Here is a 15,678-nt window from a genome sequence, read left to right as displayed (position 1 = left end):
CCTCCGGGCGCTTCCTTCGTTTCCGACTCTATCAGATCTTTCCGATCCGATTTCCTCGGCGCTTTCCGGTCCCGAATTTGTTTTCTTCGAGGCCTTCCGGCGCGTTCCGACTTTATCAGAAGTTCTGAGTCGGAATTTCCCGCCTCCCGGTTCGTCCTCCGGGCGCACAGCGGCGCCGGGTACTTCCCGATCTGGCGGAGCCGTAAACGTACTGGAGCGGGGCCCCTCGATGCAAATCGAGGGGCCCCGCTCCGCTGTTGCGCTGGTCAGGCGTCTCAGACCTCGACGACGACCGGGAGGATCATCGGTCGCCGGCGGTAGGTGTCGGAGACCCACTTGCCGACGGAGCGGCGGATCAGCTGCTGGAGCTGGTGGGGTTCGACCACACCGTCCTGGGCCGACTTGTTGAGCGCCTGGTCGATCTTCGGGACCACCGCGTCGAAGGCGGAGTCGTCGATGCCGGAGCCCCGGGCGTGGACGTGCGGGCCGCCCACGATCTTGCCGGTCGACGAGTCGACGACGACGAAGACCGAGATGATGCCCTCCTCGCCGAGGATGCGGCGGTCCTTGAGGGAGGTCTCGGTGACGTCGCCGACCGAGAGGCCGTCCACGTACACGTAACCCGCCTGGACCTTGCCGGTGATGCGGGCGCGGCCGTCGACCAGGTCGACGACGACGCCGTCCTCGGCGATGACGATGTGGTCCTTGGGGATGCCCGTCATCGCGCCGAGCTCGGCGTTGGCGCGCAGGTGGCGCCATTCGCCGTGGACCGGCATGAGGTTCTTCGGCTTGCAGATGTTGTAGAAGTACAGCAGCTCGCCGGCCGAGGCGTGGCCCGAGACGTGGACCTTGGCGTTGCCCTTGTGGACCACGTTCGCGCCCCATCGGGTCAGGCCGTTGATCACGCGGTAGACCGCGTTCTCGTTGCCCGGGATGAGGGAGGACGCGAGGATCACCGTGTCGCCGGGGACGATGCGGATCTGGTGGTCGCGGTTGGCCATGCGGGACAGGGCCGCCATGGGCTCGCCCTGGGAGCCCGTGCAGACCAGCACGACCTCGTCGTCCGGCAGGTCGTCGAGGGTCTTCACGTCCACGACGAGACCGGCCGGGACGCGGAGGTAGCCCAGGTCACGGGCGATGCCCATGTTCCGGACCATCGAGCGGCCCACGAAGGCGACGCGACGGCCGTACTCGTGGGCGGCGTCGATGATCTGCTGGATGCGGTGCACGTGGCTGGCGAAGCTGGCCACGATGATGCGCTTCGGGGCGTTCGCGAAGACGTTCCGCAGGACGTTGGAGATGTCCCGCTCCGGCGGGACGAAGCCCGGGACCTCGGCGTTCGTCGAGTCGGACAGGAGGAGGTCGATGCCCTCCTCGCTGAGCCGCGCGAACGCGTGGAGGTCGGTGAGGCGGCCGTCCATCGGGAGCTGGTCCATCTTGAAGTCGCCGGTGGCGACGACCATGCCCGCGGGGGTGCGGACGGCGACGGCCAGGGCGTCCGGGATGGAGTGGTTGACGGCGATGAACTCGCAGTCGAAGGGGCCCAGGGTCTCGCGGTCGCCCTCCTTCACCTCGAGGGTGTAGGGGCGGATGCGGTGCTCCTGGAGCTTCGCCTCGATCAGGGCGAGGGTCAGCTTGGAGCCGATGAGCGGGATGTCCGGCTTCAGCCGGAGCAGGTAGGGGACGGCACCGATGTGGTCCTCGTGCCCGTGCGTGAGCACGATGCCCTCGATGTCGTCGAGGCGGTCCCGGATGATGGTGAAGTCGGGCAGGATCAGGTCGACGCCGGGCTGCTCCTCCTCGGGGAAGAGGACGCCGCAGTCGACGATCAGAAGCCGGCCGTCGAACTCGAAGACCGTCATGTTGCGGCCGATCTCGCCGAGGCCGCCGAGCGGGATGACGCGCAGGCCGCCCTTGGGCAGCTTCGGCGGGGCGCCGAGCTCAGGATGCGGATGACTCAAAAGACTCTCCTCACCATGCGCGCCACGTACCGGTCGGGCACGTGGCGCGCATGACAATCGTGCACTTGCTGTTGTCGGTGTTCAGTTGTTCGAGACCGTGTTCAGTTGTGAAGTTCGTTGTCAGAGTTCTACCCCGCCGGCGGCCAGGTCGACCTTGAGCTGCTCGGTCTCCTGTGCGGAGAGCTCGACGAGCGGGAGGCGCAGCGGTCCGGCCGGGAGGCCCTGGAGGGCGAGGGCGGCCTTGGTGGTCATGACGCCCTGGGTGCGGAACATGCCGGTGTAGACCGGCAGCAGCTTCTGGTGGATCTCGGTGGCCTTCTGGACCTCGCCGCCGAGGTGGGCGTCGAGGAGGGCGCGGAGCTCCGGGGTGACGAGGTGGCCGACGACGGAGACGAAGCCGCAGGCGCCGACGGAGAGCAGCGGCAGGTTGAGCATGTCGTCGCCGGAGTACCAGGCGAGGCCGGAGCGGGCGATGGCCCAGCTGGCGCGGCCGAGGTCGCCCTTGGCGTCCTTGTTGGCGACGATGCGCGGGTGCTCGGCGAGGCGGACGATCGTCTCGGTGTCGATCGGGACGCCGCTGCGGCCGGGGATGTCGTACAGCATCACGGGGAGGCCGGTGGCGTCGGCGATGGCCGAGAAGTGCCGGTACAGGCCCTCCTGCGGGGGCTTGTTGTAGTAAGGGGTCACGGCGAGGAGGCCGTGGGCGCCGTCGCGCTCGGCGGTGCGGGCCAGTTCGACGGAGTGGTGGGTGTCGTTGGTGCCGATGCCGGCGACGACGTGGGCGCGGTCGCCGACCGCCTCCAGCACCGCTCGTACGAGCTCCGATTTCTCCGCGTCGCTGGTGGTCGGGGACTCGCCGGTGGTGCCGTTGATGACGAGGCCGTCGTTGCCTGCGTCCACCAGGTGGGTGGCGAGTCGCTGGGCACCGTCGAGGTCGAGTGCGCCGTCCGCCGTGAAGGGCGTGACCATGGCGGTGAGGACCCGCCCGAAGGGGGTCTGCGGAGTGGAGATCGGAGCCATGGGTAACACGCTACTCGCTGCTCAGCACCGGGTGTCCCGGAGGGGGACGGGAGAAAGGGAGCCCGGCGCTGCCTGCTCGGGGGTTCAGGCAGCGCCGGGTCCGTTTGATCAGCCTAGATGAACTTCTCGAAACGTCGCAATACGGACACTTCCTATCGTGCGTTCGGACATGTGTGCCTGTAGGGCCGGACGGTCGGGCGGCCCGCCCGATCTCCACACATCCGTGACGTCCTACCGGAGGATGAGATTCGGCCGCTTTGATGAAAAAAGGGCACCAAAACGTCCGTTCCGTCGTCTGTACCTGTGACGCATGACGACGAAGAAGGAGAGTGGCTCTGATGTTCCGCCGGCGAGAGGCCGTACCGTTCGCGTTCGTCGCGGAGGCCGACCACTTCCGCAGTAACGTCACTCCACCGCCCCGGGAGCGCCTCCGCGCCTCGCAGATCGTGGGCCGCACCCTGCTCGGGCTGACCGTCGTGGCCGGCCTCGTCGGATCCCTCGTCCTGGGGATGCCCTCGCTCCAGTCGGGTGACTCGGCCGCTCGTCAGCAGCAGTCCGAGGCCTCCGACAACCGCTGAGGTAGCCTCACCGGGCATCGCCCCTTCGAGCGTGCTTGTGAGTGAGGACCTGTCGTGCCCCTGCCCTTCCTGACGGCCGACCGTGCTTTTGACACGACCGACCACGTCGCCCTGCCGTTCGACGACCACGACCAGTGGCGACGTCCGTACCGGCCCGGGTCGTGGCGGGTGGGGGCGGCGGCGCTCGCGCTGCTGCTCGCGTCCTTCGTCCTGCTCGCCGCCGTGGTCATCGCCTTCGCCGGTGCCTTCGGCGGCGCGTGCGCCACGTTCGGCGTCGCCGTGCTCGTCATCGCGGCCGCCCTGCGGATGCTGCGCGTGGGCGCCTGGGTGAGCCGCGCCGGCGTGCGGCGCGTGGGCTTCTTCTCCACCGTCACCGTCCCCTGGGCGAAGGTGGCGTCCCTGCGGACCGTCCAGCAGCCGGTGCGCTGGCTGGGGCTCCCCCGCACGGTGCAGGGCCAGGCCCTGGTGCTCGACCGGCGGGGTGGTGAGCAGCTGCTGCTGCTCACCGACCACAACGCCGACTTCCTCTCCCGTGTCGAGGCCTTCGACCGGGCGGCCGACACGGTCGAGGCCTGGAACGCCGAGTACGGCACGGCCTAGGTGCATCGACCCGCGGCGGTGGTCGTCGCGGGTGTGGAGGTCGGCAAGGGCCGCCTTCCGGGCCGGGCCCTCGCGGCAGGCCCCGGCGTCGTCGGTCGGGACCCGTCCGGTCCGGCCGATGCCCCGGCCGTGGAAGAAGGCGGCCCGCGCGGGCCGGGAAGCCCGCGCGGGCCGCGACCTCCTCGTCGCCGTGGATCATCGCCAGGACGGGCCCGGGGTGCTACGCGCTGACCGGACGCCCCTCGTGGAGCGCGATGGCCCGCTGCATCGCCTTGCGGGCCCGCGGGGTGTCCCGGGCGTCGTGGTAGGCCACCGCGAGCCGGAACCAGCAGCGCCAGTCCTCGGGTGAGTCCTCCGTCTCGGCCTTGCGCAGGGCGAAGACCTCGTCGGCCGAGTCCCGGTCGATCCGGCCGCCCTGCGTGCGCTTCAGCTCGTCGACGGGCAGGCCGCCCTCGGCCTCCAGCTCGGAGGCGAGGCGGCCCGCCTGGCGCGCGAACCGGGTGTTCTTCCAGAGGAACCAGCCGCCCACGACGGGCAGCAGGAACGCCACCGCTCCCATGCCCATGGCGGCCGGCTCGCCCGTGAGGAGCAGCAGGACGCCCTCCATCCCCACCACGCCGAAGACGAGGACGAGGACGGTGGCCAGGAAGACGTACGTGATCTTTCCGCCCATGACCGTCAGCCCAGGTCCAGGAAGTGCTCCAGGCCGAAGGTGAGGCCCGGAGTCGTGGTCACGCGGCGGGCGCCGAGGAGGATGCCCGGCATGAAGCTGGAGTGGTGCAGGGAGTCGTGGCGGACGGTGAGGGTCTCGCCCTCGCCGCCGAGCAGCACCTCCTGGTGGGCCAGCAGGCCCCGGAGGCGTACCGCGTGCACGGGCACCCCGTCGACGTCCGCCCCGCGCGCGCCGTCCAGGGCGGTGGTCGTGGCGTCGGGCTGCGGGGCGCAGCCTGCCTTCGACCGGGCCTCGGCGATCAGCTGGGCGGTGCGGGTGGCCGTGCCGGAGGGGGCGTCCACCTTGTTCGGGTGGTGCAGCTCGACGACCTCGACCGACTCGAAGTACGGGGCCGCGATCTGCGCGAACTTCATGGTGAGGACCGCTCCGATGGAGAAGTTCGGGGCGATGAGGACGCCGGTCTCCGGGGAGGCGGCGAGCCAGCTGTTCAGCTGCGCGAGGCGGTCCTCGGTCCAGCCGGTGGTGCCGACGACCGCGTGGATGCCGTGACGCACGCAGAAGTCGAGGTTCTCCATGACCGAGTCCGGGGTGGTCAGCTCGATGACGACCTGGGCGCCCGCCTCGGTGAGCGCCTCCAGGCCGTCGCCGCGGCCCAGGGCCGCGACCAGTTCCATGTCCCCGGCGGCCTCGACGGCCTTGACCGCCTCGGAGCCGATGCGGCCCTTGGCTCCGAGGACCGCCACACGCAGCTTGCTCATTGCTCTGAAACTTCCTTAGGGCTCGGTATCAGGAGACCGCTCGGTGGAGGCGGTCCGCCTGCTTGTCCTTCAGCGGGCCGATCACCGACAGGGAGGGCCGCTGCTCCAGTACATCGCGGGCGACCTCGCGGACCTCGTCCGGGGTGACCGCCGCGATCCGGGAGAGCATGTCGTCGACCGACATCTGGGTGCCCCAGCACAGCTCGCTCTTGCCGATGCGGTTCATCAGCGCGCCGGTGTCCTCCAGGCCGAGCACGGTCGAGCCGGAGAGCTGGCCCACGGCGCGGGTGATCTCCTCGTCCGTGAGGCCGTCCGAAGCGACCTTGCCGAGCTCGTCGCGGCAGATCTTCAGGACGTCGTGGACCTGGCCGGGCCGGCAGCCCGCGTACACCCCGAAGAGGCCGCAGTCGGCGAAGCCCGAGGTGTACGAGTACACGCTGTAGGCCAGGCCGCGCTTCTCCCGGACCTCCTGGAAGAGGCGGGAGGACATGCCGCCGCCGAGGGCGGTGTTCAGCACGCCCAGGGCCCAGCGGCGCTCGTCGGTGCGGGCCAGGCCCGGCATGCCGAGGACCACGTGGGCCTGCTCGGTCTTGCGGTTCAGGAGCTCGACGCGGCCCGCCGTGCGGATGGTCCGGACGCCCTCGCGGGGGCCGACGGGGACGGCGTCGGTGCGGCCGAGGGCGCCGGCCCTCTCGAAGGCGCGGCGGACCTGGCGCACCACCGTGGCGTGGTCGACGTTGCCCGCGCAGGCGACGACCAGGTGGGTCGGATCGTAGTGCTTCTTGTAGAAGCGGGCGATCTGACCGCGGCCGAGCGCGTTGATCGTGTCGACGGTGCCGAGGACCGGGCGGCCCAGGGGGGTGTCGCCGAACATCGTCTGCGCGAACAGGTCGTGCACGACGTCACCCGGGTCGTCCTCGGTCATCGCGATCTCCTCGAGGATGACGCCGCGCTCGGCGTCCACGTCCTCGTCGAGGATGAGCGAGTCGGTGAGCATGTCGCAGACGACGTCGATCGCCAGCGGCAGGTCGGTGTCGAGGACCCGGGCGTAGTAGCAGGTGTACTCCTTCGCCGTGAAGGCGTTCATCTCGCCGCCGACCGCGTCGAGCGCGGCGGAGATGTCGAGGGCGGACCGCTGGTGGGTGCCCTTGAAGAGGAGGTGCTCCAGGTAGTGGGTCGCGCCGTTGAGCGTGGGGGTCTCGTCGCGGGAGCCCACGTGCGCCCAGATGCCGAAGGTGGCGGAGCGCACGGAGGGGAGGGTCTCGGTGACGATCCTCAGGCCCCCGGGGAGGGTCGTGCGCCGGACCGTGCCGATGCCGTCCTTGCCCGGGAGAAGCGTTTGGGTACGGGCGACGGCCCGCCCCTCCGAAGAGGGGCGGGCCGTCGCGCGGGAACTACGGGACGTCACTTGGCGGCGTCGTCCTTGTCACCCTCGGCGGCGTCCTCGTCGGCCATGACGGGGACGAGGGAGAGCTTGCCGCGCTGGTCGATCTCGGCGATCTCGACCTGGACCTTCGCGCCGATCGCGAGCACGTCCTCGACGTTCTCCACGCGCTTGCCACCGGCGAGCTTGCGGATCTGCGAGATGTGCAGCAGGCCGTCCTTGCCGGGCATCAGGGAGACGAAGGCACCGAAGGTGGTGGTCTTGACGACCGTACCCAGGTAGCGCTCGCCGACCTCCGGCATGGTCGGGTTGGCGATGCCGTTGATCGTGGCGCGGGCGGCCTCGGCCTGCGAGCCCTGGGCGGCACCGATGTAGATGGTGCCGTCGTCCTCGATCGTGATCTCGGCGCCGGTGTCCTCCTGGATCTGGTTGATCATCTTGCCCTTGGGGCCGATGACCTCGCCGATCTTGTCCACGGGGATCTTGACGGTGATGATCCGCGGGGCGTTCGGGGACATCTCGTCCGGCGTGTCGATCGCTTCCATCATCACGTCGAGGATGTGGAGGCGGGCGTCGCGGGCCTGCTTGAGGGCCGCGGCCAGGACGGAGGCCGGGATGCCGTCCAGCTTGGTGTCGAGCTGGAGGGCGGTGACGAACTCCTTCGTGCCGGCGACCTTGAAGTCCATGTCGCCGAAGGCGTCCTCCGCACCGAGGATGTCGGTGAGGGCGACGTAGTGCGTCTGGCCGTCGATCTCCTCGGAGATCAGGCCCATGGCGATGCCGGCGACGGGGGCCTTCAGCGGCACACCGGCGTTCAGCAGCGACATGGTGGAGGCGCAGACCGAGCCCATGGACGTCGAGCCGTTGGAGCCGAGGGCCTCGGACACCTGGCGGATCGCGTAGGGGAACTCCTCGCGGGTCGGGAGGACCGGCACGAGGGCGCGCTCGGCGAGGGCGCCGTGGCCGATCTCGCGGCGCTTGGGCGAGCCCACGCGGCCGGTCTCGCCGACGGAGTACGGCGGGAAGTTGTAGTTGTGCATGTAGCGCTTGCGGGTCACCGGGGAGAGGGTGTCCAGCTGCTGCTCCATGCGGAGCATGTTGAGGGTGGTGACGCCCAGGATCTGGGTCTCCCCACGCTCGAACAGCGCCGAGCCGTGCACGCGCGGGATGGCCTCGACCTCGGCGGCGAGCGTACGGATGTCCGTGATGCCGCGGCCGTCGATGCGGACCTTGTCCTTGATGATCCGCTCGCGGACCAGCTTCTTGGTCAGCGCGCGGTAGGCACCGGAGATCTCCTTCTCGCGGCCCTCGAAGGCCGGGAGGAGCTTCTCGGCGGCGATCTCCTTGATGCGGTCGAGCTCGGTCTCGCGCTCCTGCTTGCCGGCGATGGTGAGCGCCTGGGCGAGCTCGTCCTTGACGGCGGCGGTGAGCGCCTCCAGGACGTCGTCCTGGTAGTCCAGGAAGACGGGGAACTCGCCGGTGGGCTTGGCGGCCTTGGCGGCGAGGTCCGACTGGGCCTTGCAGAGGACCTTGATGAAGGGCTTCGCGGCCTCGAGACCGGCGGCGACGACCTCCTCGGTCGGCGCCTCGGCGCCGTCCTTGACCAGCTGGATGGTCTTCTCGGTGGCCTCGGCCTCGACCATCATGATCGCGACGTCGCCGTCCTCGAGGACGCGACCGGCGACGACCATGTCGAAGACGGCGTCCTCGAGCTCGGTGTGCGTCGGGAAGGCGACCCACTGGCCCTTGATCAGGGCGACGCGGGTGCCGCCGATCGGGCCGGAGAAGGGCAGGCCGGCCAGCTGCGTGGAGCAGGAGGCGGCGTTGATGGCGACCACGTCGTACAGGTGGTCGGGGTTGAGCGCCATGATCGTCTCGACGATCTGGATCTCGTTGCGCAGGCCCTTCTTGAAGGAGGGGCGCAGCGGGCGGTCGATCAGGCGGCAGGTGAGGACGGCGTCCTCGGAGGGGCGGCCCTCACGGCGGAAGAAGGAGCCGGGGATCTTGCCGGCCGCGTACATCCGCTCCTCGACGTCCACCGTCAGGGGGAAGAAGTCGAGCTGGTCCTTGGGGCGCTTCGAGGCGGTGGTCGCGGAGAGGACCATCGTGTCGTCGTCCAGGTAGGCGACGGCGGAGCCGGCGGCCTGCTTGGCCAGACGGCCGGTCTCGAAGCGGATGGTGCGGGTTCCGAAGGCGCCGTTGTCGATGACGGCCTCGGCGTAGTGGGTCTCGTTCTCCACTATGGGTTTCTCCTACGTGTTCGTCTTTGCGTCCTTCGGCCCGTGTGGCCGGGGACGGTGTGCGACGGCGGCGGAGAAGCGCGCACTCGGAGGGCGGGCCGGTCTTCGATCGAAGCACCCGGATGTTCGTTTCCGGGGGCCACTACCGAGGACCGGCGGCTGGCCGGCGGCTTCACGCTCGTCGTATGGGGTTGTGCGACCAGACTAAGTGCCGATGCGCACTTTGCGCACGTACGGCAAAGGGAGCGGCCCCCTGAAAGTGGGAACCGCTCCCTCATGGCGTCTTACTTGGCGCCGCCGGCCGCACCGCGGCGGATGCCGAGGCGGTCGACCAGCGTACGGAAGCGCTGGATGTCCTTCTTCGCCAGGTACTGCAGCAGGCGGCGGCGCTGGCCGACCAGGATCAGCAGACCACGACGGGAGTGGTGGTCGTGCTTGTGCTGCTTGAGGTGCTCGGTCAGGTCCGAGATGCGACGGGACAGCATCGCGACCTGGACCTCGGGGGAGCCGGTGTCGCCCTCCTTGGTGCCGAACTCGGCCATGATCTGCTTCTTGACAGCGGCGTCGAGAGCCACGCGGATCTCCTCTTGGTGTTCGCGCGCCCGCGAGTGCCCCTGGTCCATTTCTCAGGGGAAGCTTCCGTGACTCGACGGGCGAAGGTCCGATGGGCGCAGCTTCCAGGGCCTGGGAAGGCTTCCGGGAGCGCGTACACAAACGGCCGTCACACAGCGTACCAGCTCGACCGAGCGCTCCCGTACCGCCCTCCTACTTGCTGGTGAGGGAGCGGACCCGGGTGAAGACGTCGAGGACCGCGAGGCAGAGCGGGACGAGGGAGAGCAGGACGAAGCCCTCGGCGAGGTCGAGGAGACGGCCCCAGAAGGGCGAGAGGCCCTTCTTCGGGATGATCAGGCCGATCGCGGTGATCAGCGCGGCGCCGGCGGCGACGGCGGCGGTGAGCCAGATCGTCCGGACGTCGAGGCCGCCGCGGTCCCCGTACATGAGGAGGTCCTTGACCAGGTCGGCCGGCGGGTTGAGGGAGAGGCCGAGGACGAGCAGCGCGATGGCGGCGATGCCGGCGACGAGGACGCAGGCGACCTGCGAGGTGTACCGGAAGAGGCGGGCGCGCAGCAGCATCGCGAGGCCGGCGGCGAGGGCGAGGAGCTGGCCCCAGACGTTGCCGGCGAAGCCGAGGACCGCGGCGGAGCCGACGACGACGGCCGCGCAGCCGCCGACCAGGCCGAGGAGCATCTCGTGGCCGCGGCGGGCCTGGAGCGCGATGCGCTCGCCGTCGACGGGCTGCGCCTCCTCGCCCTGCTGCGGGTCGGCGGAGAAGTCGTCGTCGGCGGCGCTGCGCGGGGCGGCGTAGCCGATGGGGAGGCGGGCGAAGCGGGCGGAGAGGCCGGGCAGGAAGGCGACCAGGCCGATGGCGACGGGGGCGCAGGTGGCGGCCGCGTCGGTGGCGGTGGCCTCCGTGAGGATCATCAGGAAGGTGGCGAGGGTGCCGACGCCGGCGAGGAAGGTGGCGGCGACGAAGGGGGCGTCTCCGCTGGGGGTGAGCGCGACGAGGGCCACGGAGGCCACGAGGACGGTGACGGAGCCGAGCAGGAACTGCAGGCGGCCGGGGCCCTGGCCGGCGTCGGCGGCGATGATGCCGGAGCCGGCGATGAGGAGCAGCGGCAGGGCGCCGAGTCCGAGGGCGACGGCGGTGGCCCGGTCCGCGTAGACGCGGGCGCGGACGCCGGCGAAGGCGGTGAGCAGGAGGCCTGCGGCGCCCGCGATGATCCCGGGGAGGCTGTGCATGTCGTGGCGGACCGGGTCGGCGAACCACAGGACGAAGCCCATGAGGACGAGGAGCAGCACCCCGCCGAGGAGTCCGGCGCCGCGCAGCAGCTCGTCGCTCCACAGGTGCCGGTCCCGGGTGACGGCGGAGGCGACGGCGTCGGAGACGTCGTCGTAGACGGCCGGCGGGAGGGACTGGGCGAAGGGCCGCAGCGAGAGCACCTCTCCGTCGAGGACCTGCTGGGCGGCGAGGGTGCGGGCGCCGTCCAGGACGGATCCGTCGCGGCGGACCAGGTGGTAGCCGGTCGGGGTGCCGGGCGCCTGGGTCTGGCCGGTGAGGCGCAGGATCTCCGGGTAGACGTCGGCGACGGCGATGTCCTCGGGGAGCGCGACGTCGATGCGGCTGTCCGGCGCCACGACGGTGACGCGGCAGAAGCCGGTCGCTGCGGTCGTACTCACGTGTGTGGACCCCCTGATTCGCGGTTGCGTCCGTCCGGTTCGCGGTCGCGGCCGTTCTGATTCGCGGTTGCGCACGATGCGCGCGCCACCCTACCGGGGACGGCCGGTGGGGGCTGCAAGTAGGATCGCCGTCCCATGGGGGAAGTCCGCGCGCTCGGCTGCCGACAGGGGTGGCGTGCGGATGCTCCCGCCACGAGCCCGCCTCCAACGAGGGATTGATGCGCCGGTGAGCCAGATCGTCGTCAAACGCCCGCCGAGGTCCCTTCCTCCGGAAGTGCCCGGTGAGGAGCTGGTCCTGGAGCCTCCGCCGGAACTTCCGCGGGGACAGCAGGAGTCGGCGTTGATGCAGCTCCTGCCGATGCTCGGCATGGGTTCCTCGGTCGTCTTCTTCTTCATGACGCCGTCGCCGATCATGCGGATCATGGGCTCGCTGATGCTGGCGTCGACGGTCGGAATGGCCATCGCCCAGTTCGTCAGATTCCGTCGCGGTACGCAGGGGCAAATGGCCGATGTCCGCCGTGACTACCTCAAATACCTCGCGCAGACCCGGCGTACGGTCCGGCGCACGGCGCGCAAGCAGCGGGACGCGCAGCTGTATCTGCACCCCGCCCCCGAGCAGTTGTGGTCGGTGGTGGCCGAGGGTTCCCGGGTGTGGGAGCGCCGGGTCGGCGACCACGACTTCGGGCAGGCGCGGATCGGCCTCGGGGCGCAGCAGTTGGCGACTCCCCTGGTGGCGCCGGACACGGCCCCGGTGGACGAGCTGGAGCCGCTGTGCGCGGGTGCGATGCAGCAGTTCCTGGCGGTGCACGGCACGTTGGACGGGCTGCCGATGGCGGTCTCGATGCGGGCGTTCTACCACGTGACGGTGTCGGGCGATCCGGAGTCGGCGCAGGCGGCGGCGCGGGCGCTCGTGGCGCAGCTGGTGACGCTGCACTCCCCCGAGGACCTGATGCTCGCCGTGGTGGCGGCGCGGCCGGCGCAGGAGCGCTGGGACTGGACGAAGTGGCTGCCGCACACGCAGGTGCCGGGGCAGGTCGACGGGGCGGGCACGAAGCGCCTGTTCGGCGACGACCTCGGCGAGCTGGAGCAGCTGGTCCGCTCGAAGCTGGAGGGGCGGACGCGGTTCTCCCGGGAGAGCCAGCCGGTGCTCGACCAGCCGCACGTGGTGGTGGTCCTGGACGGCGGCATGGTCCCGCCGGACTCCCTGCTCGCGGCGCCCGAGGGGCTTCAGGGCGTGACGATCGTGGAGGTCGTCTCCGGTGAGCTCGACGAGCCGCGCGGTGGCCTCTCGGTGGTGGTGCGGCCGGGCCGGCTGCGCCTGGAGTCGGGCGGCGGCTACGCGTACGAGGGGCTGCCGGACGGCATCTCGCTGCCGGCGGCCGAGGCGCTGGCCCGGCAGCTGGCGCCGCTGCGGACGGGCGGCGGGGACGACGACGAGCCGCTGCTCGCCAACCTGGACTTCACGGACCTGCTGAACCTGGGCGACGCGGCCTCGGTGGACGTGTCACGGACCTGGCGGCCCCGGTCGGTGGCCGAACGCCTCCGGGTGCCGATCGGTGTCGGCGAGGACGGCCAGCCGGTCATGCTGGACCTGAAGGAGGCGGCGCAGGAGGGCATGGGCCCGCACGGTCTGTGCGTCGGCGCGACGGGTTCCGGGAAGTCGGAGCTGCTGCGCACGCTGGTGCTCGGCCTGGCGGTGACGCACTCCTCGGAGACGCTGAACTTCGTCCTCGCGGACTTCAAGGGCGGCGCGACCTTCGCGGGCATGTCGCAGATGCCGCACGTGGCGGCGGTCATCACCAACCTCGCGGACGACCTGACGCTGGTCGACCGCATGGGCGACGCGATCCGCGGCGAGCTCCAGCGGCGGCAGGAGCTGCTGCGTTCGGCGGGCAACTATGCGAACATCCACGACTACGAGAAGGCGCGGGCGGCGGGTGCTCCGCTGGAGCCGCTGGCCTCGCTGGTCCTGGTGATCGACGAGTTCTCCGAACTCCTCACCGCCAAGCCCGACTTCATCGACATGTTCATCCAGATCGGCCGCATCGGCCGTTCGCTCGGCGTGCACCTGCTGCTCGCCTCGCAGCGCCTGGAGGAGGGCAAGCTGCGGGGCCTGGACACGTACCTCTCGTACCGGATCGGTCTGCGGACCTTCTCGGCGGCGGAGTCGCGGACGGCGATCGGCGTGCCGGACGCGTACCACCTGCCGTCGGTGCCCGGTTCGGGCTACCTGAAGTTCGGCACGGACGAGATGACCCGCTTCAAGGCGGCGTACGTGTCGGGGACGTACCGGACGGGCGGGCCGCGCCTGGAGGTCGGGCAGCTGCCGGTGGAGCGGCGGCCCGCGCTGTTCACGGCGGCGCCGGTGCCCGTGGTGTACGCGGCGCCCGACCCGGCCTATCTGACGGCGCGGCGCAACGAGGAGGACGACGCCCTCGCGGACACGGTCCTCGACGTGATCGTGCGCCGCCTGGAGGGCCAGGGGGTGCCGGCGCACCAGGTGTGGCTGCCGCCGCTCGATCAGGCGCCCTCGCTGGACCAGCTGCTCCCGGGGCTCGCGCAGACGGCGGACCGGGGGCTCACGGCGACGGAGTACACGCGTCAGGGCGGGCTCACGGTGCCGCTCGGCCTCATCGACAAGCCGTTCGAGCAGCGGCGCGAGGTGCTGTACCGGGACTTCTCGGGCGCGGCCGGTCACATGATGGTGGTCGGCGGTCCGCAGTCCGGCAAGTCGACGATCATGCGGACGCTGATCTCCTCGTTCGCGCTCACCCACACCCCGGCCGAAGTGCAGTTCTACTGCCTGGACTTCGGCGGCGGCGGCATGATCGCGCTGGCCGACCTGCCGCACGTCGGCGGGGTGGCGTCCCGGCTCGATCCGGAGCGGGTGCGCCGGACGGTCGCGGAGGTCATGGGCGTCCTGAACCGGCGGGAGGAGTTCTTCCGCGCGCACTCCATCGACTCGATCGCGACCTACCGGCGCAAGCGGGCCGCGGGCGAGCTCCCGGGCGAGGCCTGGGGCGACGTCTTCCTGATCGTGGACGGCTGGGGAACCTTCCGCAACGACTACGACATGCTGGAGCCGATCGTCTCCGACATCGCGGCGCGCGGTCTGGGCTACGGCATCCACGTGGTGATCACCGCCGCCCGGTACATGGAGGTGCGGGCGGCGCTCAAGGACCAGATGCTGGGCCGGCTCGAACTGCGGCTCGGCGACGTCATGGACTCCGAGTTCGACCGGAAGGTCGCGGCGAACGTGCCGACCGGGGTGCCGGGCCGTGGCCAGGTCCCGGAGAAGCTGCACTTCATGGGGGCGCTGCCGCGGATCGACGGGTCGAGCTCGGCCGCCGACCTGTCGGAGGGCACGTCGGCGTTCGTGCAGGCCGTGAAGGCGAGCTGGACCGGGGCCCCGGCGCCGGCGGTGCGGCTGCTGCCGCGCAAACTGCCGGCGGAGCAGCTGCCGAAGGGCTTCGAGTACCCGCAGCACGGCATCGCGATCGGCATCGACGAGACGAACCTGGAGCCGGTGTTCGTCGACTTCGAGTCGGATCCGTTCTTCCTGGTCTTCGGCGAGAGCGAGTCCGGCAAGACGGCGCTGCTGCGGCTGATCGCCAAGCAGCTGTGCGAGCGGTACTCGCCGGAGCAGGCGCGGATCGTGGTGGGCGACTACCGGCGGACGATGCTGGAGGCCGTGGCGCCCTCGCACCTCCTGGAGTACGCGCCGATGGCCTCGGCCATGCAGATGCACATGGACGCGATCAACACGGTGATGACGAAGCGGGCGCCGAAGCCCGACATCACGCCGCAGCAGCTGCGCGACCGCAGCTGGTGGTCGGGCCCGCAGCTGTTCGTCCTGATCGACGACTTCGAGCTGGTGGCCACCAACTCGGGCAATCCGCTGGCTGTTCTGGTGGAGAACCTGCCGTTCGCGCGGGACGTCGGCATCCGGTTCATCGTGGCGCGCAACCAGGCGGGCGCCTCCCGCGCGATGTACGAGCCGTTCATGCAGCGGATGCGGGAGCTGGGCGCGCAGGGCGTGCTGCTCTCCGGCGATCCGCAGGAGGGCGACATCCTGGGCGGCGTCCGGGCGCGGCCGATGCCTCCGGGCCGGGGCACGTTCGTGTCCCGCAAGCGCGGGACGCCGCTGGTGCAGCTGGGCTGGCTGCCCGAACAGCACTGAGCTCCCGAAACGGCCCTGAGCGGAGCGGTCCCTCCCACTACTGTGG

The 15,678-nt window shown here is 70.8% G+C and carries 11 protein-coding genes; 3 read left to right on the top strand and 8 right to left on the bottom strand.

Annotated features, from left to right (window positions below):
- Positions 1-275 precede the first annotated feature (275 nt).
- A complete protein-coding gene (locus IE180_RS28870) occupies positions 276-1,961 on the bottom strand; it encodes a ribonuclease J (protein WP_190159894.1) in 1,686 nt (561 codons plus the stop codon).
- Between the two features lie 120 nt (positions 1,962-2,081).
- Positions 2,082-2,981: a 4-hydroxy-tetrahydrodipicolinate synthase gene (dapA, locus tag IE180_RS28865; protein WP_123455700.1), complete on the bottom strand. Its 900-nt coding sequence runs from the start codon at positions 2,979-2,981 to the stop codon at positions 2,082-2,084.
- Between the two features lie 338 nt (positions 2,982-3,319).
- On the opposite strand from dapA, the gene IE180_RS28860 reads away from it, so the two are divergent.
- Together IE180_RS28860 and IE180_RS28855 are read left to right on the top strand one after the other, a co-directional pair.
- On the top strand, positions 3,320-3,559 hold the full coding sequence (locus IE180_RS28860; protein ID WP_190159893.1) for a hypothetical protein: 240 nt from the start codon (positions 3,320-3,322) through the stop codon (positions 3,557-3,559).
- Positions 3,560-3,613: 54 nt separating this feature from the next.
- The gene (locus IE180_RS28855) at positions 3,614-4,159 is read left to right on the top strand and encodes an SCO5741 family PH domain-containing membrane protein (RefSeq protein WP_190159892.1); all 546 of its coding nucleotides are present in this window, start codon (positions 3,614-3,616) and stop codon (positions 4,157-4,159) included.
- Positions 4,160-4,379: 220 nt separating this feature from the next.
- On the opposite strand, the gene IE180_RS28850 is transcribed toward IE180_RS28855, so the two are convergent.
- The 6 genes from IE180_RS28850 to eccD form a co-directional block, all read right to left on the bottom strand.
- Positions 4,380-4,832, bottom strand: a complete 453-nt coding sequence (locus tag IE180_RS28850) for a hypothetical protein (RefSeq protein WP_190159891.1) — start codon at positions 4,830-4,832, stop codon at positions 4,380-4,382.
- A 5-nt stretch (positions 4,833-4,837) separates the two neighbouring features.
- On the bottom strand, positions 4,838-5,590 hold the full coding sequence (gene dapB / locus IE180_RS28845; protein WP_190159890.1) for a 4-hydroxy-tetrahydrodipicolinate reductase: 753 nt from the start codon (positions 5,588-5,590) through the stop codon (positions 4,838-4,840).
- Positions 5,591-5,618: 28 nt separating this feature from the next.
- Positions 5,619-6,998 carry a M16 family metallopeptidase gene (locus IE180_RS28840; RefSeq protein WP_190159889.1) on the bottom strand — a complete coding sequence of 460 codons (1,380 nt, stop codon included), beginning with the start codon at positions 6,996-6,998 and terminating at the stop codon, positions 5,619-5,621.
- Positions 6,995-9,214 (bottom strand): polyribonucleotide nucleotidyltransferase, encoded by a 2,220-nt coding sequence (locus IE180_RS28835; protein ID WP_190159888.1) that lies wholly within the window; start codon positions 9,212-9,214, stop codon positions 6,995-6,997. The genes IE180_RS28840 and IE180_RS28835 overlap by 4 nt, the downstream gene beginning before the upstream one ends.
- Before the next feature lie 284 nt (positions 9,215-9,498).
- On the bottom strand, positions 9,499-9,789 hold the full coding sequence (gene rpsO, locus IE180_RS28830) for a 30S ribosomal protein S15 (RefSeq protein ID WP_015036567.1): 291 nt from the start codon (positions 9,787-9,789) through the stop codon (positions 9,499-9,501).
- 190 nt (positions 9,790-9,979) lie between these two features.
- Entirely contained in the window at positions 9,980-11,452 is a 1,473-nt protein-coding gene (gene eccD, locus IE180_RS28825) for a type VII secretion integral membrane protein EccD (RefSeq protein ID WP_190159887.1), read from the bottom strand.
- A 226-nt stretch (positions 11,453-11,678) separates the two neighbouring features.
- On the opposite strand from eccD, the gene eccCa reads away from it, so the two are divergent.
- Positions 11,679-15,632: a type VII secretion protein EccCa gene (gene eccCa, locus IE180_RS28820; protein ID WP_190159886.1), complete on the top strand. Its 3,954-nt coding sequence runs from the start codon at positions 11,679-11,681 to the stop codon at positions 15,630-15,632.
- Positions 15,633-15,678: the final 46 nt, after the last annotated feature.

The organism is Streptomyces litmocidini, assembly GCF_014649755.1.
Taxonomy (GTDB): domain Bacteria; phylum Actinomycetota; class Actinomycetes; order Streptomycetales; family Streptomycetaceae; genus Streptomyces; species Streptomyces litmocidini.
The sequence above is the reverse complement of the archived record's forward strand: the minus strand, read 5'-3'. Positions and strand labels throughout refer to the sequence as shown.